Origin of the sequence: Nitrosomonas marina (assembly GCF_900110145.1) — a bacterium.
Lineage (GTDB): Bacteria > Pseudomonadota > Gammaproteobacteria > Burkholderiales > Nitrosomonadaceae > Nitrosomonas > Nitrosomonas marina.
The window spans coordinates 58,954-83,046 of sequence record NZ_FOCP01000009.1 but is presented as its reverse complement, the minus strand read 5'-3'; the positions used below and the strand labels follow the sequence as shown (position 1 = coordinate 83,046).

Below are 24,093 nucleotides of genomic sequence, written 5' to 3'. Positions count from 1 at the left end.
TACACGATGTCTTGCCGCGCTGGCAGATAATCTGCAGGAATTCAATCAGTCTGTCTGCTGATTATGCAGCGCAAGCTTTTGTTCCAGGTAATGAATTGAAAACTGTCCGTTCAGGAAAGTAGCGTCTGTAAGCAAATCGAGATGTAGTGGAATATTTGTCTTGATGCCCTGAACCACCGTTTCAGACAAAGCGATACGCATACGCGCTATCGCCTGCTCGCGGGTATCGCCATAAGTAATAATTTTACCGATCATGGAATCGTAAAAAGGAGGCACCATATAATTATGATACGCATGCGTATCAACGCGGACTCCCGGACCGCCTGGCGCATGGTATTGGGTGATGCGTCCTGCAGAAGGTGTTAATTTATACGCATCCTCGGCGTTAATACGGCACTCTATCGCATGGCCCTTAATGACGACATCCTTTTGTTTGATTGGCAGCGCACCACCTGCCGCTACATTGATCTGCGCCTGTACCAGATCAATACCAGTAACAGCTTCTGTCACGGGATGTTCAACCTGCAGCCGCGTATTCATTTCAATGAAGTAAAATTCATTTTTTTCAAAAAGAAATTCAAATGTACCAACGCCGCGGTACCTGATCTGACGGCATGCTTCTGCACACCGCTCACCGATTTTATTGCGTAATGCTTCGGAAATACCCGGAGCGGGCGCCTCTTCAAGAATTTTCTGGTGTCTGCGCTGCAACGAGCAATCACGCTCACCCAAATGAACAGCATTACCCTGCTCGTCAACCAGTAATTGAAATTCAATGTGGCGAGGATTCTCCAGATACTTCTCGGCATACACCACAGGGTTTCCGAAAGCGGCCTGCGCTTCATTACGCGTCATAATTACTGCGTTTGGTAATGCAGCCTCGGTATGTACCACGCGCATACCGCGTCCACCCCCGCCACCAGCAGCTTTAATAATTACTGGATATCCGATTTCCCTGACCACTGTCTTTATCGCATCGATATCTTCAGGCAACGCACCATCCGAGCCCGGCACACAAGGAACACCAGCCGCTTTCATGGCGTTCTTTGCACTGACTTTGTCACCCATCAAACGAATCGTCTCAGGACGTGGGCCGATAAAAACAAAACCACTTTTTTCCACACGTTCAGCAAAATCGGCATTCTCCGAAAGAAACCCATAGCCAGGATGAATCGCCTCAGCATCTGTCACTTCTGCGGCGCTGATTATTGCCGGTATATTTAAATAACTCTGTGGAACAGGCGCGGGACCAATACATACTGATTCATCGGCCAGTTTGACGTACTTGGCTTCAGAGTCCGCCTCAGAATATACAATCACAGTCTTTATCCCCATAGCGCGACAGGCTCTTTGAACACGTAAGGCTATTTCGCCCCGGTTAGCGATAAGAATTTTTTCAAACATATTTACTCACAAGAGATTAGCTTGACCTTCTGAAATCAACAGGCATACAGTTATCCGGCGATCATTCATACATTACTGAATGATAAACAAATGTTCACCATATTCAACAGGCTGGCCGTTTTCGACGAGTATTGACTTGATCACACCATCCTTATCAGCTTCAATCTCATTCAGCAGTTTCATTGCTTCGATAATACACAATGTATCACCTGCTTTCACAGTCTGGCCAACTTCTACAAAAGGACCGGCACCCGGTGACGGCGAACGGTAAAAAGTGCCGACCATCGGAGACTTAACTACATGTCCATCGGGTTGCGCATCTGTTTTAGATTCGGTGTCAGCTGTTATTGTGTTGCCGGATGCAGCATTCTGTTCCGATTGATGAGCCTGGCCCTGCTGTATAGGGACAACGGACTGATGCATGGGCGGTGGCCAAGCATATCCAGGCACCGGCGCCCCTGATTTACTGATACGAACCTTTTCTTCACCTTCAGTAATTTCCAACTCAGTGATACCAGATTCTTCAACCAACTCGATGAGCTTTTTAAGCTTTCTTAAATCCATAACACCCCCTGACATCACCCCAACAATCCGGGGCCATTGAAAAACAAATTACTTCAACATGTAGACCCAATGGCAAACTAATTAATCAGCCCGTAAACGATTTTCAAATTGATGCTTTCGACTGATCAATCGTACTTGTGGCTAGTCTGGCAATAGTTTGCTTTAGGCACAAACCAAGTAATCAATCATAATTTATCGACGCACCGTTAAGGCATATTCCAAGGCCAATTCATAACCTTTGGAGCCCAGACCACTGATTACACCCAAAGCCATGTCTGAGAAATAGGAATGGTGACGAAAAGTTTCACGAGAAAAAATATTGGACAAATGTATCTCTATGAATGGTAAACGTGTTGCTGCCAGCGCATCACGCATGGCAATACTGGTGTGTGTATAAGCAGCCGGATTAATGATAATAAAACTAGTGCCATCAGTCATGGCCTCCTGAATTCTGTCAACTAGTCTTGATTCAGCATTACTCTGAAAAAAAGTTATATCTGCTGCCTCTTTTTTCGCAATCCCGGCTAACTTCCTGTTAATATCCAGCAGCGTTTCATTACCATAAATATCCGGTTCGCGCATTCCAAGAAGATTCAGATTCGGTCCATGAATAACCAGGATTCTATCAGCGACCATGTTTTCCGTACTCATGAAGAATTATTGCATTTTATTGTCCAAAAGTACAGTTTATTAGCGAATTTAACAGAACTTAACAACAGTCCAATACAAAAAAACAACGATCAGGAGCCACCTGAATAATTATGCCATAACAAATTGATTCTACTGATTTTCTGGCACAAACCGGCATTGTCTTGTCTATTTTCAAATGTTTTAGCAGATAATGCTTGATACGGACTAACAGACCGCCAGAATAACCCCAACAGCCCGAACTGGCACCTCAGTGCTGATAATCCCGAAAAATCAGTAATGATGTATACATTTCATCGTTCGTACCGTTTTTATCATTCTCGAGATCCAGAACGGTCTGTTAACAATCAGTCTGAAATTTGGCCTTGATTATTAATAACAGGCTTCATCAACGCTGTCGCTAGTGGCAATTGTTGTATTGTCTATCTAAATCCCCAAATGCTATTTGTCAGTATTCCCAGCATCAATGTACTGACGCGTTTGGCGAACAGATCGATCAGGTTTTCGCGTGTTGAAAAATTAACAATATCTTCGGCTTCTATTATTTCACGCGCAACGTACTCGGCGCTACCTATGCCATCGGCCAGACCAAGCTCAATGCTCTTCTGACCCGTCCATATCACGCCGCTGAAAATCTCCGGTATGTCTTTCAGACGTTCCCCTCTGCCCATCTGAACAACATGTTTAAACTGCTCGTGAATTTCTTTCAACAATCCAGTTGCATGTTCACGCTGTTTCGGATCCAAGGGTGTAAAAGGGTCCAGGAAACCCTTATGCTCCCCAGCAGTCAGCAATCGGCGCTCTATACCCAGTTTCTCCAAAGTACCCGCAAAACCAAAACCGTCCATCAACACTCCGATTGAACCGATCAGACTTGCCTTATCGACAAAAATCTTGTCAGCCGCAGACGCGACGTAATAACCGCCTGAAGCACATATATCACCAATTACTGCATATAGCGGTATGTCAGGATACACAGCACGCAAACGGCGTATTTCATCATTGACATACCCTGCCTGAACAGGACTGCCTCCCGGACTGTTGATCCGCAATATCACACCCTGCGTACCTTTGTCCTTGAATGCGGACCTCAGGCTCGCGTTGATATTATCGGCGTTATTGATTGTGTCTGGCATAATCATGCCATCCAGTTCAACCAAAGCGGTATGTTTATCCGAAATTCGCGCAGTTGAATCGTCAAACCAGTCTGTGAAAGCAAAAAGCAGCAAAAATAGGTAAATAAACGTAAGTGATTTAAAAAAAATTCCCCAAATGCGGTTTCGCCTTTGCTCTCGCACCGCTGCAAACGCAAGTCCTTCTATTAACTGTCGTTCCCATCCGGGATTTACAGGTTTTTTTTCCTCTTCAGTCATATAATCTCTTCCATTTATTGTCAATCAGTTACTAAAATCCAGTTAGCTTAAATGCCGCTAAGGCACTATTATAAAAAATGAACAAACAATTTAAATTTCTTTTTTGGCTGGTGATTGCATTTTATTTTGCTCGCAAATGTTTTAACACCTGCCATTACAATCATCTATGACCCTATTTCGTCCGAGTTATCTCACTGTCAGACAATATAATTCAAATGCGCTATTGGTTGATGAAATCCGAACCCTATAAATTCAGTATAGATGACCTGGCCGCCTCGCCCGGCCAAACAACTGCCTGGGATGGCGTGCGCAATTATCAGGCACGCAACTTCATGTGGAAACAGATGTGCGTAGGAGACCAGACATTTTTTTACCATTCATGCTGCACCGACCCTGGCATTACCGGTATCGCTGAAATCTCCACACCTGCGTATCCGGACGCTACTCAGTTTGACCCCCAAAGCAGGTATTATGATCCCAAAGCCTCTCATGAAAATCCACGCTGGTATAACGTTGAAATTACCTTAAAGGAGAAAACGCGACTTTTGCCTATCAGAGAATTACGCCAGTATCAGGAACTCAGTCGTATGCGCGTGCTGCAGACCGGCAACCGTTTATCCATCACACCGGTTGATCCGTATGAATGGCATTTTATTCTGCACCTCCTGAAGGTATAGTTCTGAAACAATGGAATGGTGGTTGATGTATCTGATACTTGGTGCCGTGGTCGGTTTTTTTGCCGGACTGCTGGGCATTGGTGGCGGATTACTTGTCGTACCGGCGCTTACGTTCATGTTTACTGCCCAGGATTTTCCACCCGACCGAATTCTGCACCTTGCGCTGGGCACTACAATGGCAACCATTATTTTCACATCAGCTGCCAGCCTGTATACCCACCACAGACATGCTGCTGTTAACTGGATTATTTTCAGGTACATGACGCCCGCCATTGTTATTGGCACGCTTGCAGGAACCGTATTGGCCGGAACACTATCATCCTCGATTCTGCGCATTATTTTTACGCTGTTTATCTGCTATGCAGCAACCAGTATGTTGCTAAAACTCATTTCCAGCCCCAAATCCGGCACGAAGCTATGCGCAGATTCAAACCAGAATTTTTATCCACTTCCCAAAAAAACCGTTTTTTTCACCGTCGGTGGCATTATTGGCACTATATCCAGCCTGGTAGCCATCGGCGGCGGAATATTGACAGTACCTTTCCTGACACTCCGCCAAATCAGACTTCAGCACGCCATCGGTACAGCTGCAGCCATCGGTTTTCCGATTGCACTGGCAGGAACAATCGGTTATATAGCAAACGGTATTGCACAAACGCAGCATCTGCCGCTCCATAGTCTGGGTTACGTCTACCTGCCCGCCCTAGGCTGGTTGATACTGGGCAGTATGCTCACGGCACCGCTTGGTGCCAGAACCACCCATTCAACACGTACAGCAACACTAAAAAAGCTATTTATCGTCTTGCTGTATGGTCTGGCCGGAAAAATGCTGTACGACCTGTTCGTATAATCGCATCAGACAAACGATTTTTCATAAATTCCCTTAAAGTGTACACCTTGGTTGAACAGTTTTTGAGTGATCGGTGCCCACACCTGTTCATATGCCGAATAAGAAAACAGGTGTATATTGCCCGGTTCCCGGTCGCGATGAGGCATGCTCATTTTTTACAATTCTAGACGACTTTAATGGTATATTTTCAGGTTTCAGTTGATATGTTAGGAGAAACCGCGTTGAATCTTCCTTTTCAAAGTGACGCTACGGGTAAACTGGTGCTGCGGCTAACCGTTGGTGTGCTGATGTTGCTTCATGGTATTCACAAGGCAATCAACCCGGGTTCACTTGAGTTTATCAGCAAACAGCTTGCCGAAACTGATTTGCCCCAGGCGCTGGCATACGGGGTTTATCTGGGTGAAATTGCTGCGCCATTAATGGTTATTTTTGGCATATTTGCGCGACTGGGTGGCCTGCTGATTTTCGGCAACATGATATTTGCGATCGTACTGGCGCATCGCAATCAATTTTTCTCGCTAACCGATCACGGCGGTCTGACGCTGGAGCTTCAACTGTTCTTTTTGCTGACCGGACTTGCGGTTTTCTTACTTGGCAGCGGCAAAATCGCAATGAAACCGGACTAGAAACAGCAATATTCGGCCTTAAACAGGCTCGTCACGCCTGCTCACACGTCAGCAACGGTCAATACGACTAAAAAATTACTGTCAACTTTTTTACCTGATACGTCTTTATCATGATCAGATTCATTATTACTACCGCGTTCTTTGTGGTGATTGCACTGCTGAGTTATAACTACTTCTTTGGTACCGCCGAAGAAAAAAAACAGGCACAGGAAATTTTCACCAAGGGTACAGAAGTTGTCGGAGCTGGCGCTGATCTGTTGAAATCGGAATATCAAAAATATCAGGATGGCAAGTATGATCAGGCGCTTGACAATATCAGTCATTTATTGGGTATGCTTAATGAACAAGGCGATGAATTACTCGAAGAAATTGATAACTGGAATCAAAAAAAGAACGAATGGGACCAGAAAAAGCATGAGCTGCAACAATTAATCGACGCCAATCCAGACGTCATGGATAAAGAAGCAATCACAAAAGCCATTGCTGAACTGGAAAAAGAAAGAAAAACGCTTGAGACTGAAGGCAGGCGGCTTAAGGAACAGGCGGAATAAATTTCAACAATCAGACCAGCGTAAAAAACGGAATGTATTACTGTTTAGATACTAACAACAGGCAGGGCAAGCCGGTTATCATCCATTGATTTTATTCGAAGTGGGGACGGCCCCACCTCTCTATTCGAACGGGGACGGCCTCATAAAATCAGAGAGGTTTCAATGAGTACTAATTGGACGATTCTAATATTGGCAGGGTTATTCGAAATAGGATGGGCAATCGGACTCAAGTATACCGATGGCTTTACCCGATTGTGGCCGACAGTCTGGACAGTTCTAGCCATTGTCATCAGTGTCAGCCTGCTTGGTGTTGCAATGAAATCATTGCCCGTGGGAACTGCCTATGCGGTCTGGGTTGGCGTAGGTATAGTTGGTACAGCAATATTTGGCATCGTTTTATTTGACGAGCCAGCCAATATCTATCGGCTGCTTTGTCTTGGTTTGATCGTAGCAGGTGTTATTGGACTCAAGTTTGGAATATCCACTTAAAGTGGATTAAATCTTGTGACTCTCACAGCAAACTATCAAACCAGAACTGAATACTATCGAGCAATTTTAATTATTTCGAGGAGGGACTGCCATTTACTTCACATCAAGCCACCCAACCGGTTCAGTTTGCCGGTTTGCTCTTGTGCGATTTAAAGAGTTGCCAATTGTTACCGCCTCTGCTTTTTGCGCAATACATGGCTGCATCACTTTTTTTCAGCAATTCCTGAGCCTCTTCTCCATCGTCAGGGAACAGTGAAATGCCAATACTGCAACCAAGATGAAGCTTTGTCTCATTGATACAAAAGGGTGACAATAATGAATCAAGTATTTTTTGGGCCACTTTCTGCGCATCCTGCGCATAGGAAAGACTCGATAACAGCACAATAAATTCATCTCCACCATGGCGTGCAACAGTGTCTTCACTACGCACGGCCGCCTCAAATCTTTCCGCTACTTTTTGTAGCAGCAGGTCACCTACGTCGTGCCCCATAGAGTCATTGATTACTTTAAAATTATCCAGATCGATAAACAGCACGGCTGCTTTTTGCTGATTGCGACGAGCGTGCTCAAGCGCTAGTTCTATCCGGTCATTCAATAATATCCGATTTGGTAAACCAGTCAACAAATCGTGAGTCGCTATCTCTATGATATGCTGTTCCGCTTTTTTACGCTCAGTAATATCAATGGACATGCCAACCAGATACAACGGTTTTCCAGAACAATCACAAAAAGGCTTTTTGAACGTATGCACAATTCGATTCTCTTTCAGTGAACTATTCCAGACCGTTTCCTCAAAATCAATTTGACTGCCATTTGCAAATACTTCCCGATCCTTGGCAAGAAAAATTTTCATCTGCTCGAGCGGGAAATACTGATGGGCATCAGTTCCATACAGATCTTCAAAACAAAGCCCCCACTGTAATTCACATGCTTTATTCATTGCCAGAATTTTACTCTCGGCATCTTTTATGAAAACAGCCAAAGGCAGTATATCAATGAATTTCTGAAATTTAAGTGCATCCTCAAGAAGAAGAAAATGTAAATTCATAGCCATAACACTTGTTAAAAAATAGCAGCTTATGTTGTCACTACTTTTATACTGACAAAGAATGATTTAAGACCTGTCGGTAGCTGATATCAATTGTTCACACTGTAGTGATACATTTTCTGTCCACTTAATAGAATAACTCCAGAATGCTGCTCGGCAAAGAATTTTCGAAAAACAAATTTATTCACGCAATATATAACGTACACAATCTTGGATGCAGTAGCCCGCTTGGGCAATTGAATTGGATAATGTAAAAACAAATGCATATTCCGGTTCTATGTGAACAGTTTTTTGGATGAATATGGCTTTGAATTTCACTTACAATAACCACTTCGTTTCCTCGAAGCTGGATCAACAGCGGTCCCATCTCTTCTCCAATCAATTATCGCCCCAAACAAGACCAGTCAACTACATTTTTCCTGTTTCGAATCCATAACCAGATATCAACTTGTCTGTAACCTATTATTTTTATCCCATATCGACATTATCCATTGTTTGAAGATTTACCCATCAAATTCCTCCGGCGTCATTCTGGACAGCCTTTGCCTTGTCCTGGTGCTGCAATATTTCCTGCGATTGTCTTTTCATATAACAACGGCAAAAAAATAAAAGTTATAAAATAACTTAGCGTCATAAACAAAGCCTCTCTCTCGGGTAAATAATCGGCGTGAGCATAAAACATGAACTACACGATTTGAACAACTGACTGCACAGACAAACATTCACATAAAAAACCGGATAACTGGCAGATGGCGTCTTAGCCGCCTCATTTCAATCATCGGTCAATTAGAATGTTCCCCTGATACCGACAACAACCGCCCTGCCCGGCAGCGGTGCAACATCTTTCAAGAACGATGTATGCACGCGCATATCCTCGTTGAGCAGATTGCGTCCCTGCAGAAACAACGTATGATAGGATAACTCGCCGCGTTTGAAACGATAGCCAAGTTCGGCATTCATCAGTGTGTAACCCGGTGTTCCCGTTTCCAGTGCAGCGGTGCGCTCCTGTCGCGTCACTCGGGTAACATTGAAATTACCCTGCCAGTTTCCCTGAAAATAATCGAACACCAGACCGAAACGAAAAGGCGTCAGGCGTGGAATATTGCCGTCGTTTTTCAGTTTACCGTAAACAATATCGGTAAACAGGCGCATATTGAGCCTGTCTGGCAGCACTGCAACGCGAGTTTCTGCTTCCAGGCCGTAAAAATGCGCACGCGTCTGCGCGAAATCCTGGACCAGAAAGGTGCCGTTCAGATCAAGCTCGCCTTCATCGTTGACAAAATCGGCCAGTCCATCCCCATTGCTGTCACGCGCACGCTGAAAAATATAGTCATGGATAAGGTTATAAAACAAATTGACACGCCCGGTCACTGCACCGTCCGTTTTTTGTAGCGAAAGATCGATATTGTTGGAAGTTTCCTTGGACAAGTTAGAATCGCCGACATCAAAGGTATTGGTTGCCACATGAACGCCATTGGCATACAGGGCATTGATAATCGGCGCACGCTGGCCTCGGGTCGCCGTCAGATCGATCTGATAACCGTCCACGAACTTCCATGCACTGCCAGCCGATACGCTGTAAAGATTAAAGTCCTTTGCTGAAAGCGAAACATCGGCCGGATTCCGGTTTGCATGCTCGACCCGGCCGCCGATTTCGAATAGCCAGCGCCGCCATTGATACTGCTCCAGCACGAAAACACCCACAGAGTGAGAGTGTGTTGAAGGAAGGAATGCCTCCTCGCCGCGGGCAGTAAAATCCTGATGCTGAAACTGCATACCGAGCACGCCCTGCCAACTTGCCACCGGCAAATGCATGAGTTCAAAACGGCCATCCACTTCGTTATTATTCATCCGTGTTCCAATCTCGCCAGTGTCTTCGAGCTCATCGTGCCGGTAATCATTATAGTTGACGCGCATTTTTAATTTCTGAAAGCCACTTACAGGACTGTCCAGTTCACCCGCCAGACCATAGCGCGTCTGACCCATGTCGATTTTTGCAGACTCCGGCCCAGGTATGCCGTAAAAATTGTCCAGTCGAGATACGGAAACACCAACATACCCACGCTCTCCGATGTATGAACCGCCGGCAGATATGTTGCTGGAATCGATTGCACTATTCCTGATCATTCCCTTCTCGCTGCCAGGATCGTTTCGGTCTGCACGACCGGGAATTTTTACATCATTTGTTTTTCGCTTTGCACCGTCGACATGCCACGCAAACTTGCCGTGGCCACCCGAGGCGCTGAACACACCCGAACGTTCCTCCAGTGCTGAATTAAAACGGCCCTCAAAATGGCCCAGTACCGATTTATACATGCGATCAGGAATTCGATCGCTGAGCACGTTGACGACACCACCCGAAGTGCCGCTGCCGTATAGCAGCGTCGCCGGCCCGCGTAAAATTTCGATTCTGGAAGCATTTAGGGTATCTGATGCAACGGCATGATCCGGACTGATGACAGAAAGATCACCCATGCCGACACCGCTTTCCAGAACCTGGACACGGGAACTGTCCTGCCCTCTGATAATCGGACGGCTAGCACCCGGACCGAAACTGCTCGATGAAACACCCAGTTCGCGAGACAGCATATCACCCAGACCCGCCTCTCGTTTACGCCGTAATTCATCGTCCTGCAGCACTCTTTCCGGCCTAACCCAGTGAGGCTCAGATCCCAGATTGACAGGTGCGGTAACGATTATGCCCGGCATTTCCGCTACATCTTCAGACTTTTGCGCCAGTGCTGCCGGTATATCATATAAGGCAATCGCAATCGCCCATACTGCCGGCCAAAGCGCACAACAACGGCATTTTTGCGCATTGATTGTTGGGAAAGTAACTGAATACATTGACAATATAATGATTGACTGGCAAAGAAGCTGCTATAAGGCAATCTTGCTGCATTTGTATTACATAGCATACTCGGAAACAAATACGCACATTTTAATTCGTTTCAACAACAATCCTGCTTCAGATTGGCAGACCCTAACAACAGCCGGCTCCAGCGAGAGCGTCACATGCTATTATCCTCCAATAACAGGTGTTGAAACACGCAGACACGAAAGATCAATGATGATGTCTGTCACTGGTTTACAGCGCCTTTAATCAATCTGATACTTCTGTTAAATCCTTCGTTTCTACTGGAAAACAATAAAAACTTAAACACATTGTGCGCATAATCCCTTTACGGTTCATTCCATTGCCTGGAATCGATACCCTGCCGGCAGGTTTAAATGACGCTTTGATGGCAAATCATACAGGCAGTCAACCTTGGTGCAACGCGTGCATTTATAGTGCGCATGCTGATGCTATGGACATCATGATTTGACATGAAACCGCCATACCCGGTCATCATATGTGCTTGGTATCAACATATAGCGAATACGCTATACATACAAAACAATTATCGCAACTAAGTTACATTTTTGGATTGTAATCGGTTCTGCATCGGCGGCAACGAACTTTTCCAAACAATTTCCAGGAAACGCTTTAACCCAGTTCGGAATCTCATTCTAGAGATGCAATGCTCACGGCCAGACCGAACAAAATAGTCATACATGCAGTATGTGAACAGTTTGAGTTCGTCCAACGCCAGCTATACACTTTTTAGAGAAAGATTGTACAGATTTTAAGGATTGATTGACTGCACAAGATATAGTGCGGCGTGCTAAAGTCTGTACTTTTCGGTTTTAATCGACACCAGCTTTAACATAATAAAATAGCAGGCATCATTTTACACAGGGTGCAGTTGCGTCTATTTTGAAGCAATGTCAAAAAAAACGGATTATGTCAAATGAAGGTTGAAACAAATGCAGCGCTCTTTCGATCTGGTCGAGTTATTAGTGGTTTTCATTGAACCCCGACACTTGTCATTATACGTGTGGCAAATACAGGTCTAACAGAAAATATGCCAGAAGCGCCCATCAGCAATTTGCTGATGGGCGCATTGACGATTAGTTTAATTCATTCTCGTATTCCAGAATAAATCCTGTAATTGTTTGCTGAGCGGACTCTGCTTTCGTTGAATCACTTTGCGCAGCAGCTTCAATCAAATCCTGTAAAGCATTCTCGATTTTGACGCGCCTTGTTGCATCCAGACGAAGTTCAAGATCGGGAAGCAGAATCTGCGTATACAGCGCTATAACCTCCGCGGCCCACCTGGCCTGCGCCCTATCAGAATCGAACGACTGCTCATATACTCCCAAACTACTATTGACCTGGCCAATAACTCCACGACTGATGTCACTGACAATCTGATCAGCATTGACTGCCGCCAAATCACCCGCCAGCTGTGCTTTAATCCGTGCGTTGCTATTGGTGTTTCCTGCCGCAATCACAGGTTCAACAATTCGATAGAAATAAATACCTTCAACCTGCTTTTCAAGCGCTTCGTCAATATCTCGATCCCGGTTTTCGACAATACCTTCAACTTCGCGCAACACCCCTATCAGAAACGCACGTACCACAGGAAATATCACCTGTTCGCGTGCGATGATTAGTTGTTCCATGCTATTTGAGGCCGAGCTGCCGATTGCCGTTTTACCATCGATTAGCGCCAGTGTAACCCGGCTATCAAGAAACGGATTGCTGCCGCTTTCGATAGACTGCCGGTCCGCGGTCAGCACTTTGTTTTCTCTGGCGACCGTGCCTTTTATCGCCTGAAATGCCGAATACGCTCTATCCCATTCCAGTTCAAGCTCACCTATGGTTTGATCATCGAAAAAATCAAGTACGTAGGTTAACCGGTTATAAATTGTCAGCGCAAAAACTCGTTGCAGTGTTTTGTCGATTGCCTGGACAGCAAGCGGTACCTGCTGGGCATTACTGATATCGTCTATTGCTGCGAGAACATCGCTGTCCATTGACGACCGGTAAATGCTGTCTATAATTTGCGTTAACTGCTGCAGTTCGCCGGCATATGCATCCAGGATAGCCTGTGCATCGACCGGATCCTGTCGCCGCAGTGAACCGATAGTCTGAAAAGCCGTGACTGCTGTATCGACGAATGGTGTTTCCACTGTCTGCTCATATTCTGTAATTGCCAGTGTTTGTTCATATGCCATCAGTACGTTGTCTATTTCCTGGCGCGCCTGTTCGGCACCGGTCGCATCCGAGGCGTTACTGGCGCCTATAAGATTGCTTAACGCGGTTTCAATTTCGCTTCGTGCGTTCGAATCCAGGCGTATTTCAAGGTCAGCCAGAAACGTGTTGGCATACAACAGCGCCTCTTCGGCCACTTCCATAGCACGACCGCGATCATCCAGTATGCTGCTTTCATTCGCATCCAGTTCTGCGCGCACACGGCCGATAAATCCTTTGCTCAACTCGCTGACGATTGCATCCGCATCTACGGATGCAATATTTCCGGTAAACTGGGCTTTGATAAGTTCGCTACCGGTCGCATTTTCACGGGTAATAAACTCTTCAATGAGGCGATAGAAAATTTCGCCTTCCTTCTGTTTTTCCCTGGCTTCTTCGATATCGCGGTCACGATTGGACACCACGCCCTCAACTTCACGCAGCACGCCAATATAGTATGCGCGTACCAGAGACAAGCGAATAATTTGTCGTACAATCTTGACCTCAATCAGATCCTCAGTCGGGTTCTGCTTGTTTAATGCTGTTCTTCCCCGTTCAAACGCCAGAGCAACCTGGACATCCAGCGCAGGATTATCACCAGTTTCTATTGACTGCCGATCAGCAGAAATGATCTTGTTTTCTCGTGCAGCCGTACCCTTGATCGCCTCAAATGCTGCTACAGCCTCATTCCAAGTAGCATTCAATGCCTCTGTCGATGCGGTCTCGAAATCATCGCGGACGGCTGTAATACGATCCAGAATAGTCAAATAAAATACGCGCTGCAGTGTTTTATCAATCACCTGAGCAGCCAGTGTGGGCTCGTTGCCGGTACTGATTTCATCAATCGCCACAAGCACGTCGCTGTCCAGTGTCAGGCCGTTATCCGTATCGACTTGCTGCGTCAGCGCCTGCAACGAATTTAAATAAACGTTACGAATAGCATTCGCATCAATCGGATCTTCCCGCCTGAGCGCACCGATCTCCTGAAATGCCGCAACGGCTGTATCAACCGCTTCGGCATTAGATGTAGTTTCCAGCGTGGCGGCATGTACCACCATCCTGTCGGGGCCAAAAATGAAATAACCGCTCATTAATGCCATTACCGCACCGACCAGGATCAGTGCTTTTGTATTTGCAATCATACTCTCTCTCTCCTTTTTTCTATTTGAGACAAAAAAAATATTTTTACGATAATATTAATAATAATAGTTATTGTTCAATAAAAAGAACACAAATATTAATAATAATAGTTATTGTTAAGATATTTATTTTCTCTGACCTTACCTTGCGAACAATGTGTTTACTAAAAATTGGCCACAAGCGTGGCGCGTACAGCAATTGGTGAACCAGGTGATATGTTGTTATTGTTATGCACTGAAGCAAAGTAATTGGTATCAAAAATATTTTCGATATTAATCTGCCCGCGAACCTGACGGGTAAATTGTGCAAACAAGGCTGCATCAACTCGCGTAAAATCGGGTATTCGCACTGTATTATCCACTGCTGCAAACATTGAACTGCGATAAATAACACCAAATGCAGCGCCAATCCGCGGCGTGAAATCATACCGACTCCACATCGAAAAGGTGTTACGAGGCAATTCGCCTATTGTTGCACCCTTTTGCGCGTCAGCCGATTGCGTACTGGTGAGCTCTCCTTCCTGGTAGGCGTAACCGCCCATAACACTCAGGTTCTGCGTGATTCTTCCGCTCAAACCGATTTCTATACCTTCTGTGCGCTGACCTTTGGCAAGAAACGTACGCGTCGAATCGTTGGGATCAACAGTAATCACGTTGGTACGGTCCAGTCTGAATACAGCACCGGTCAGGGCAAGATCAGGATAAATGTCCCATTTAATGCCTGCCTCGTAAGTGGTAAATTTTTCAGGCTTAAGCGTCGCCCTGGTAACAATAATCCCTGTTAATTGTTCACCAGCCCTGGGCACAAACGCCTGGCTGTAGCTTGCATAAATTGACAGCGGCTCTATCGGCTTATAAATCAGGCCAAAACGCGGTGATATCAGATGATCAGTGGTACTTATTTGAGCGGCATCACCATTTCTTTTGCGAAAATCGACCTCGAACAAATCATAGCGTACCCCGGCGATGGCCTGCAATTGTGGCAGCAGTTCAATCTGGTCCTGAATATACAAGGACGTGATATCGACTACACTGCGGTTGTCCGCATCGGTATCCTGCGTGACAAACGCAATGGGGACATTTGTTACTGGATTACTCACTGGCACGCGAAAACTTGTGCCTCGTGGATCATTATTAAAAAAACCAGTCTGACGGACATTGCTGGTAATCTGCCGACCAATTTCAACACCCGCCAGCAATGTATGACTGATCGGCCCCGTGTCAACTGAGTACAGAAAATCTGTTTGATTGAAAACATTTTCGCGATCAGTCGTATCATTATAGGCCCCCAGCGATACGCGGTCAGCGAAAACAGGACTGTTGGCGAATATATTTTGGTAAAACTTATCATACTGCGCATAGTTCGTCCGGTTGCGCAGGGTTCCACCGAAATCAAAATGATGCTCGATTAAAGCATTAAAAGACAACACTTCGGCGTCTGCATGACTGCGATGCGGATCACCGAAAAACTGAGAGCGTTTGACATCCAGAGGCCGGCCCATGAATGATGGAATTCCCCTGTCAGCCGTCCTGTCGTCATGAAAACGTTCCATGTTCAGCACAACCTTGGTGCGATTTGTGGGTTTAATGGTAACGGTTGGTGATACACCGCGCCGCCGCATTACAACATCGTCACGAAAACTGTCTGAGTCTTCAAACAGCCCATTCACCCGAAAAGCTACTTTATCATTGAATACATGACCGAAATCGCCCGTCATTCGTTTTCGGTTGAATGATCCGCCCTGGAATGAGAATTCGCGTACCGGATTCCAGTTGGCTTGTTTAGTCACACGGTTTACGACGCCCCCCGATCCACCACGGCCGAAAATCATTCCATTGGCGCCTTTCAGAACCTCAACGCGCTCGATATTATACAAATCACGAAAAAAAGCGACGTCATCACGAACACCATCAACGAAAAAATCACCGGTTGAGCGGTTACCGCGAAAAATCAATGCATCGCGATTACCTTCTCCCTGAGAAACACCTACTCCCGGCACATAGCGCACGGCATCGCCAAGACTTTGAATCGCCTGATCTTTGATTAGCTCTTCGGTTACGACAGTTATGGACTGCGGCACATCGCGCAATAAGGTATTTGTTTTGGTCGCGGTCACACTACTGGTTGCAGCATAACTTCCTGTATTACTGGCAGAAATTTGTATTGTGGGTAATACGGTAACTTTCTCATCGGATTTGGACCCCGAAACTTCAAGGCCGCCTGAAGGTTGAGCGCTTACTATCTCAAACCCGCTCGGTTGCTGCACAAACCGATATCCGGTGCCGATTAATAATAAATTTAGCCCTGACGCTGCATCATATCTACCGTCAAGGCCCTGTGTTTTTAAACCTTCCAGCAACTCGGAATTGTAAATCAGCTCGACACCGGCCTGTAGCGAGAACTTTTCTAGCGCATCTAGCAACGAACCAGATGGTATGCTATAGACACGCTCCGTAGCTGCAGTTTGCTGATTTCCGCTGGATTCAGCAGTCGCTGGATTCAGCAATAGGCAACACAGTAACGCTAAACAACTTGAAAATACATGCAGACAAAATCTGGATCTTTGTTGATTCTTTTTGAATATACCGCTCATTTTTATTATTAAATTCTGTATCTTTCTGAATCATCCCGACCACTTGATCCATTATTGATGCACGATAGGTTTTTCAAGAAATACTTTGAGACTTATTCTGAGACTTATTCGCGTTATGCGCTGACGCGATACCGGGTAAGTCGCATCCCCATGATAACAACATCCATCGTTACAGCCAGACGCTAAATTTCCGAGTACAAATCCTGTTTCTTCGGGTGATTTGAAATTTCACGCGGAACTTTATTCCGCCTTCAAATCACCCGCTAGTAACGACATCATGATTTTTGGGGCAGTCACAGCAAAAAATTCACTTTTAGATCTGGCTTTGCAGCCAGTTCTGAATACCTACTTTCTGCATCACATCCAGCTGCGTTTCCAGCCAGTCAATATGTTCTTCCGTGTCATCCAGAATACGCTCCAGAATCTCACGTGACACATAATCTTTTTGTGCTTCACAAGCGGCTATGGCTGCCGTCAGTGTTTCATGTGAATTCTGTTCCAGCTTCAGATCACAAGCCACACACTCCTCCACCTTTTCTCCGATCAATAACTTGCCCAGTTCCTGTAGATTGGGCAGTCCTTCCAGCAATAATATACGCTCTATCAAATCGTCTGCATGCTTCATTTCTTCAATCGACTCATCGTATTCATGCTTCGCAAGACTGTCAAATCCCCAGTTCTTGTACATACGAGCATGTAAAAAATACTGATTAATTGCAGTCAACTCATGCAGTAATTGGCGATTCAGCCACTGAATGATTTCGGTATTCCCTTTCATCGTCTGTCTCCTCAGGCAGTTGTTTCATATATATAGGACCCGGTTTGTATGCCACTTCCGGTACAGAAGCCTGTACCTGAGCCTTTTGCTGGCGCGCCTGTTCAAGAATTTCCTTTGCATGACAGGCGCAGACACCACACTGCTCAGTAACACCCAGACAGTTTTTCAAGTCACGCATACGCTCGGCACCTTTATCGACAGCCTCGCGAATCGCACCGTCCGTAACTCCTTTACATACACAAATATACATGATGAATGGCTTAACCTTAAGCGTTTTTATATATTCTATTAAGCAAACCACCTGATAAAATCAGACAAATCAGATCAAAAATAATGACATTAATGAGAATGATTCGTAATTATATTCCAGTTTACAAAGATTGCAAGTACTATCACAAAAATAATCAACATAATTACTTATCTTTCAAATAAGACCCGAAAAAAGAATATAAATTCAACTTAACCATTGAATGAAATCAACTAAAATAGTTACCCCTCTATTCTTTTTTAACGCTGCTTCGAACGTAATCGGAACCGCATTCCATTCGTACAAATTTATGCCAAAAGTAATTTATCTCGTAGCTGGTGCGCGACCCAATTTTATGAAAATCGCGCCAATCGTGCGTGCGCTAAATGCACACCCAACGCTGACTTACAAAATCATTCACACAGGCCAACACTACGATCCGGAAATGAACGCAGTATTTTTTGAAGAACTGGGTATTCCTCAACCCGATTTTTTTATGGGTGTTGGTGGTGGCTCACATGCGCAACAGACAGCACGGATCATGGTTGCTTTTGAGGAATACTGTCAAAAAACCATACCGGATGCTGTTCTCGTCGTTGGTGATGTCAACTCAACACTCGCCTGCTCTATTGTCGCCAAAAAGCTGCAGATACCAGTGGCTCATGTCGAAGCTGGACTGCGTAGCGGCGATATGGGCATGCCTGAAGAAATAAACCGGCTGGTCACGGACAGCATTTCCGATTGGTTTTTTGTGACCGAACCCAGCGGCATGCACCACTTGCAACATGAAGGCAAATCCGATGACGCCATATTTAACGTCGGGCATGTAATGGTTGACAATCTGCTCTATCAGGCTGACAAGCTCTCACGCATGGACACCCGCAACCTGGCTACTACAGCGTATAAAAAGGCACAGGCTGCGGCCGGAAAACGATATGGTGTCGTCACACTGCACCGCCCAAGCAATGTCGATGATGCAGACACATTCACAAAGATCAGTCACGCACTCAAAACGATCGCACAGGAATTACCGCTCATTTTTCCAGTACACCCACGCACGCGCCAGAATCTGGAGAAATTTGCAATTGACCTCGGGGCTGATATTACCTTGACAGGACCACAGTCTTATATGTCATTTCTTCATTTATGGAAAGATGCTGCAGTGGTGCTCACGGACAGTGGCGGTTTGCAGGAAGAAACAACGGCCCTGGGGGTACCATGCATCACAATTCGCGAAAACACCGAAAGACCCATCACCGTTGACGAAGGTTCCAATAAGCTGGCGGGGACTGATCCGGCCACCATTATTCATGAAACACTTGACGTATTGCGCAGTCCACAGGCAGTATGCCGCAGACCTGAACTCTGGGACGGCAAAGCTGCCGAGAGAATCGTCGCCATTCTGGCGAGGGTACTTGAAAACTTATCTGACCACGGCGAAAAAACCACGCCTAAACGGATTCAACCAGCAAAATCATAGATCTATGCCACGCACCGTTCGCTACACATCTCAAGGAAAGTCGATATGCATACATTGATACCTGTTATCCTTTCAGGCGGATCAGGCACGCGCCTGTGGCCGCTTTCGCGAGAAAAACATCCGAAACAGCTGTTGACACTGGTCAGTGACGATTCACTGCTTCAGGCTACAGTACGTCGCATGGATGGCCTCGATGACATCAATATTGCAGACCCTATCGTTGTCTGTAACGAAGAATACCGCTTTGTCATTGCCGAACAACTGCGCATGATGGGGCGCAAGAGCACCATACTGCTGGAACCCAGCGGGCGAAATACGGCGCCCGCGCTGACCATTGCGGCACTCTCGGCACTTCATCAAAACGATGACCCGATTCTGCTAATCATGCCCTCCGATCATGTCATAGTCGACACGGACGCCTTCAAGCAATCCGTTCAACAAGGCATTCAGCTCGCACTCAAAGGTTTCATTGTTACCTTTGGTGTCACGCCCGACAAGCCGGAAACGGGATATGGTTATATTCAGACAGGCGATAAACTGACCGGTGCCGATGCATACAACATCGCGCGTTTTGTCGAAAAACCAGACACCGCCACCGCACAAGCCTATCTCGAGGCCGGATCATTTTTGTGGAATAGCGGACTTTTTTTGATGCACGCATCGATTTGGCTGCAGGCCATAGAACTCTGTCATCCGAAAATCTTGTCTGCATGCCGCACCGCATGGCACGGCGGCAGTACCGATGGTGATTTCATCCGTGTCGAGAAAACAGCATTTGAGCAGTGCATCAGCAAGTCAATTGATTATGCCGTCATGGAACACATTGCTCTGGGTCAGAATCCGCAATTGCCTGCCGGCGCAGTCATTCCGCTTGCTGCCGGCTGGTCAGATGTCGGCGCGTGGGATTCACTGTGGCATGTCCTGCCCAAAGATAGCGGCGGCAACGTTACCCAGGGCGATGTTCTCATGCATGAATGCAAAAACACCCTGGCCATCTCGGAAAGCCGGCTTGTCACATGCATCGGAATTGAAGACACGATAGTTGTTGAAACTCCCGATGCCATATTGGTTGCACATAAAGATCAGACCCAGGACGTAAAAAAAATCGTCGACAGCCTCAAGGAAACCGGTAGATCTGAAAGTCATTTGCACCGCAAGGTGTTCCGTCCATGGGGCTGGTATGACGGCGTTGATTCCGGTGAACGCTTCCAGGTCAAACGCATCGTCGTCAAACCCGGTGCCGCATTGTCGCTGCAAATGCACCATCACCGTGCCGAACACTGGATTGTTGTACGTGGAACGGCCCGTGTAACGCGTGACGATGAAAGCTTTCTGGTCACTGAAAACGAATCGACATACATTCCGGTTGGCACACGCCACCGCTTGGAAAACCCGGGCCGTGTCCCGCTCGAAATGATTGAGGTACAGTCCGGCTCTTACCTTGGCGAAGATGACATTGTGCGTTTTGAAGATGTATACGGGCGGGACAAATCCTGATCCGACAGCCATCCCAGCCAGTGCACTACATAACAGATCCGACTCGCTAAAACAATTTATCCCGCAAGTACAAAAAGCATCCAGAATACGTTTGCAGAATACTTGCCGCTCACTTTTATCGACTGATATCAGCCCATAGATCACCTCGACCGGATACCCACGATGCTGAAAATGGTTGAGAAGTAACAGACGCTTCCAAATTCTTGATCCAGACATTTTAGAATTAATTTTTTAGGTAGCCAACATACTGGTGCAATCATCAGGTTAAGGTATAATATTGGGTTTATTAAATTTTGAATTGTTGGAGGTTTTAATGCCCATTTATGAATATCTTTGCAATTCATGTGGCACAAAAAAAGAGCATATCCAGAAAATGAGCGATGCACCAATCAAGACCTGCCCTGAATGCGGCAGTGAGAACTATGTCAAACAGATTTCCGCCGCCGGGTTTCAATTGAAAGGAAGCGGCTGGTATGTAACGGATTTCAAGAACAAATCTTCTCAACCGGCAGCCAAAAAAGAAAAAGACGACACATCACCAAGACAAACAGACAGTCAAACAAACGCAAAAGAAAGCGGATCCAAAACGGAAACCCCATCCGTGCAAACCTCTGACAAATCCGGTTCAACCACGACTGCAGCTGCCAACTGACATGAAGAACCGACCATATTCAACACGTTATTAATATTCCTATATCCTGATCACGACATTCGTCAAACACATTCTGAACCATGCGAACAAATTACTGCGGCGCCATCAACACACATTATCTCGATGAAATCGTTACCCTGTATGGCTGGGTACACAGAAGGCGTGACCATGGTGGTGTAATTTTTATCGATTTGCGTGATCGCGAAGGTTTGGTTCAAATAGTCTGCGATCCCGATAACATTGAAACATTCGAGCTTGCGGAGAAAATACGTAACGAATTTGTACTCATGATCGTCGGAAAAGTCAGGAGACGCCCCGAGGGTACTGTTAATCCATCGCTGCATAGCGGCGAAATTGAAGTGCTGGTTGTTAACATGGAGATATTGAATACATCGTTAACACCACCATTTTTGATGGATGATGAACATATCAGCGAATTTGTCCGCCTGGAACATCGTTATCTCGACTTGCGTCGGCCGGTCATGCAATCCAATCTGCGTTTGCGACACAAAGTTACCATGGCTGTACGCGTTTTTCTCGATCAGCAGGGCTTTCTCGATATCGAAACACCTATCCTGACCAAATCAACGCCCGAAGGCGCTCGAGATTATCTGGTACCGTCGCGCGTCAATGTCAACCATTTTTTTGCGCTGCCGCAATCACCACAACTGTTCAAACAGTTGCTCATGGTGTCAGGGTTTGACCGCTATTATCAGATTGCGCGCTGCTTCCGTGACGAGGATTTGCGTGCTGACCGGCAACCGGAATTTACCCAGATCGACATAGAAACCTCGTTCCTTACTGCGGAAGAAATCATGACGCTGATGGAGAAAATGATCCGTCATTTGTTCAAAGCAGCAGGCAATGTTGATTTACCCGATCCTTTTCCGCGATTGACCTATGCGCAGGCCATGCACAAATACGGCAGCGACAAACCTGATCTTCGTGTTACGCTGGAACTGACAGAATTGACCGACATTATGCAGGATGTCCCATTTAAGGTATTCAAAGACGCGGCAGACAAACCCAATGGCCGTGTCGCTGCTTTGCGGGTACCCAACGGCAACCAGCTGACCCGCAAGGAAATTGACGATTACACACAATTCGTCAGTATATACGGAGCCAAAGGACTGGCTTATATCAAAATCAACAAACGCGAAGACGGACTGGAAGGCCTGCAATCACCGATTTTGAAGTTCCTGCCCGAAAAAACAGTGTTCACCATTCTGGAACGGACCGGAGCGCAGAATGGTGATCTGATTTTCTTTGGCGCGGACAAAGCCAGCATTGTCAACGAATCACTTGGTGCATTGCGAGTGAAAATCGGGCATCAACATGGCCAAGCAACTTCAGACTGGTGCCCTGTATGGATTGTCGATTTTCCCATGTTTGAATGGGACGAGGAAGAAAACCGCTGGCAGGCGCTGCACCATCCGTTTACTTCTCCAGCTGACGGCCATGAAGATCTACTGCTTGAAAACCCAGGGCAAGCGTTGTCAAAAGCCTATGACATGGTTCTGAATGGCTCAGAAATCGGTGGGGGTTCCGTTCGTATTCATCGCGAGAATGTCCAAAAGAAAGTATTCCGGGCATTGAACATTTCGGAAGAGGAAGCCAGGGAGAAGTTCAGCTTTTTGCTGGAAGCACTACAATATGGCGCGCCGCCACATGGCGGTATCGCTTTTGGATTAGATCGCATTGTTACGCTGATGGCCGGTTCTGAATCAATTCGTGACGTAATCGCATTTCCAAAAACACAACGTGCACAGTGTTTATTAACACACGCACCGGATACCGTTGACGAAAAACAACTCAGGGAATTAAACATACGCCTGCGCAAGGTTGATCAACCAAAAAACTAGCTGCCGTTTATTTCACTGTCAACAACACATTACTATTACTATGTATAAATTGCCTGTATCCGTTCTGGTTGTGATTCATACATCGGTACTGGATGTTTTATTACTTGAACGTGCAGATCATCCGGGGTACTGGCAATCCGTGACTGGCAGCCAACACAAAGGTGAAACGCTACGACAAACGGCGCAGCGTGAAATTCAGGAAGAAACTGGTCTGAATCCTTACGATTATCCGCTATCGGACTGGGAAACCGAATACCGTTTCGAGATATTCAAAGAATGGCGCTGGCGTTATTCACCAGACATCACTCATAATACCGAACATGTTTTCAGCCTTTGCCTGCCCGAAAAAAAGCAAATCGTCACTGCCCCAAAGGAACATCTCAATTATCTCTGGCTGCCCTGGAACCAGGCTGCAGACAGAGTTTTCTCATGGAGTAACGCCGAAGCGATTCGCAATCTCCCACGACATTTGACCGAGACAGACAATTTTTCTCTGTCGCCAACTTAATGAAGCATCTCAGCGTGACGCTCGACGCT

General features: G+C 46.1%; 20 protein-coding genes. 10 read left to right on the top strand and 10 right to left on the bottom strand.

Annotated features, from left to right (window positions below; translation table 11 throughout):
- Nucleotides 1–45: 45 nt before the first annotated feature.
- The 4 genes from accC to BMX44_RS08135 form a co-directional block, all read right to left on the bottom strand.
- Complete coding sequence (gene accC, locus BMX44_RS08150; RefSeq protein WP_090631010.1) at nucleotides 46–1,404, bottom strand: acetyl-CoA carboxylase biotin carboxylase subunit; 1,359 nt, start codon at nucleotides 1,402–1,404, stop codon at nucleotides 46–48.
- A 72-nt stretch (nucleotides 1,405–1,476) separates the two neighbouring features.
- On the bottom strand, nucleotides 1,477–1,968 hold the full coding sequence (gene accB, locus BMX44_RS08145; protein WP_090631116.1) for an acetyl-CoA carboxylase biotin carboxyl carrier protein: 492 nt from the start codon (nucleotides 1,966–1,968) through the stop codon (nucleotides 1,477–1,479).
- A gap of 192 nt (nucleotides 1,969–2,160) precedes the next feature.
- Entirely contained in the window at nucleotides 2,161–2,619 is a 459-nt protein-coding gene (gene aroQ, locus BMX44_RS08140) for a type II 3-dehydroquinate dehydratase (RefSeq protein WP_245738873.1), read from the bottom strand.
- A 419-nt stretch (nucleotides 2,620–3,038) separates the two neighbouring features.
- Nucleotides 3,039–3,989, bottom strand: a complete 951-nt coding sequence (locus BMX44_RS08135; protein ID WP_090631004.1) for a S49 family peptidase — start codon at nucleotides 3,987–3,989, stop codon at nucleotides 3,039–3,041.
- A 215-nt stretch (nucleotides 3,990–4,204) separates the two neighbouring features.
- Between BMX44_RS08135 and BMX44_RS08130 the strand changes: the two genes are divergently transcribed.
- From BMX44_RS08130 to sugE, 5 genes are all read left to right on the top strand, one after another.
- Nucleotides 4,205–4,666 carry an EVE domain-containing protein gene (locus BMX44_RS08130; RefSeq protein ID WP_090631002.1) on the top strand — a complete coding sequence of 154 codons (462 nt, stop codon included), beginning with the start codon at nucleotides 4,205–4,207 and terminating at the stop codon, nucleotides 4,664–4,666.
- A gap of 10 nt (nucleotides 4,667–4,676) precedes the next feature.
- On the top strand, nucleotides 4,677–5,516 hold the full coding sequence (locus BMX44_RS08125) for a sulfite exporter TauE/SafE family protein (protein WP_090630999.1): 840 nt from the start codon (nucleotides 4,677–4,679) through the stop codon (nucleotides 5,514–5,516).
- Between the two features lie 203 nt (nucleotides 5,517–5,719).
- Nucleotides 5,720–6,142: a DoxX family protein gene (locus BMX44_RS08120; RefSeq protein WP_090631113.1), complete on the top strand. Its 423-nt coding sequence runs from the start codon at nucleotides 5,720–5,722 to the stop codon at nucleotides 6,140–6,142.
- A 110-nt stretch (nucleotides 6,143–6,252) separates the two neighbouring features.
- Nucleotides 6,253–6,693 carry a hypothetical protein gene (locus BMX44_RS08115; RefSeq protein WP_090630996.1) on the top strand — a complete coding sequence of 147 codons (441 nt, stop codon included), beginning with the start codon at nucleotides 6,253–6,255 and terminating at the stop codon, nucleotides 6,691–6,693.
- 162 nt (nucleotides 6,694–6,855) lie between these two features.
- Nucleotides 6,856–7,182, top strand: a complete 327-nt coding sequence (gene sugE, locus BMX44_RS08110; protein ID WP_090630994.1) for a quaternary ammonium compound efflux SMR transporter SugE — start codon at nucleotides 6,856–6,858, stop codon at nucleotides 7,180–7,182.
- A gap of 121 nt (nucleotides 7,183–7,303) precedes the next feature.
- On the opposite strand, the gene BMX44_RS08105 is transcribed toward sugE, so the two are convergent.
- The 6 genes from BMX44_RS08105 to BMX44_RS08070 all read right to left on the bottom strand — a co-directional run bounded on the left by BMX44_RS08105 (nucleotide 7,304) and on the right by BMX44_RS08070 (nucleotide 18,068).
- On the bottom strand, nucleotides 7,304–8,230 hold the full coding sequence (locus BMX44_RS08105; protein ID WP_245738872.1) for a sensor domain-containing protein: 927 nt from the start codon (nucleotides 8,228–8,230) through the stop codon (nucleotides 7,304–7,306).
- A 786-nt stretch (nucleotides 8,231–9,016) separates the two neighbouring features.
- The gene (locus BMX44_RS08100; protein ID WP_090630987.1) at nucleotides 9,017–11,077 is read right to left on the bottom strand and encodes a TonB-dependent receptor; all 2,061 of its coding nucleotides are present in this window, start codon (nucleotides 11,075–11,077) and stop codon (nucleotides 9,017–9,019) included.
- Between the two features lie 1,104 nt (nucleotides 11,078–12,181).
- Complete coding sequence (locus BMX44_RS08085) at nucleotides 12,182–14,449, bottom strand: hypothetical protein (protein WP_090630981.1); 2,268 nt, start codon at nucleotides 14,447–14,449, stop codon at nucleotides 12,182–12,184.
- 161 nt (nucleotides 14,450–14,610) lie between these two features.
- On the bottom strand, nucleotides 14,611–16,953 hold the full coding sequence (locus BMX44_RS08080) for a TonB-dependent siderophore receptor (RefSeq protein WP_245738871.1): 2,343 nt from the start codon (nucleotides 16,951–16,953) through the stop codon (nucleotides 14,611–14,613).
- Nucleotides 16,954–17,353: 400 nt separating this feature from the next.
- Nucleotides 17,354–17,818, bottom strand: a complete 465-nt coding sequence (gene bfr, locus BMX44_RS08075) for a bacterioferritin (protein WP_090630975.1) — start codon at nucleotides 17,816–17,818, stop codon at nucleotides 17,354–17,356.
- Complete coding sequence (locus BMX44_RS08070) at nucleotides 17,766–18,068, bottom strand: bacterioferritin-associated ferredoxin (protein WP_090630972.1); 303 nt, start codon at nucleotides 18,066–18,068, stop codon at nucleotides 17,766–17,768. Before BMX44_RS08070 ends, bfr begins: the two co-directional genes overlap by 53 nt.
- Nucleotides 18,069–18,375: 307 nt before the next feature.
- Between BMX44_RS08070 and wecB the strand changes: the two genes are divergently transcribed.
- The 5 genes from wecB to nudB all read left to right on the top strand — a co-directional run bounded on the left by wecB (nucleotide 18,376) and on the right by nudB (nucleotide 24,064).
- A complete protein-coding gene (wecB, locus tag BMX44_RS08065; protein WP_090630969.1) occupies nucleotides 18,376–19,545 on the top strand; it encodes a non-hydrolyzing UDP-N-acetylglucosamine 2-epimerase in 1,170 nt (389 codons plus the stop codon).
- A 45-nt stretch (nucleotides 19,546–19,590) separates the two neighbouring features.
- Complete coding sequence (locus tag BMX44_RS08060) at nucleotides 19,591–21,042, top strand: mannose-1-phosphate guanylyltransferase/mannose-6-phosphate isomerase (protein WP_090630966.1); 1,452 nt, start codon at nucleotides 19,591–19,593, stop codon at nucleotides 21,040–21,042.
- Nucleotides 21,043–21,355: 313 nt separating this feature from the next.
- Entirely contained in the window at nucleotides 21,356–21,694 is a 339-nt protein-coding gene (locus BMX44_RS08055) for an FmdB family zinc ribbon protein (RefSeq protein WP_090630963.1), read from the top strand.
- A gap of 80 nt (nucleotides 21,695–21,774) precedes the next feature.
- Complete coding sequence (gene aspS, locus BMX44_RS08050) at nucleotides 21,775–23,556, top strand: aspartate--tRNA ligase (protein WP_090630960.1); 1,782 nt, start codon at nucleotides 21,775–21,777, stop codon at nucleotides 23,554–23,556.
- Between the two features lie 40 nt (nucleotides 23,557–23,596).
- Complete coding sequence (nudB, locus tag BMX44_RS08045; protein ID WP_090630957.1) at nucleotides 23,597–24,064, top strand: dihydroneopterin triphosphate diphosphatase; 468 nt, start codon at nucleotides 23,597–23,599, stop codon at nucleotides 24,062–24,064.
- Nucleotides 24,065–24,093: the final 29 nt, after the last annotated feature.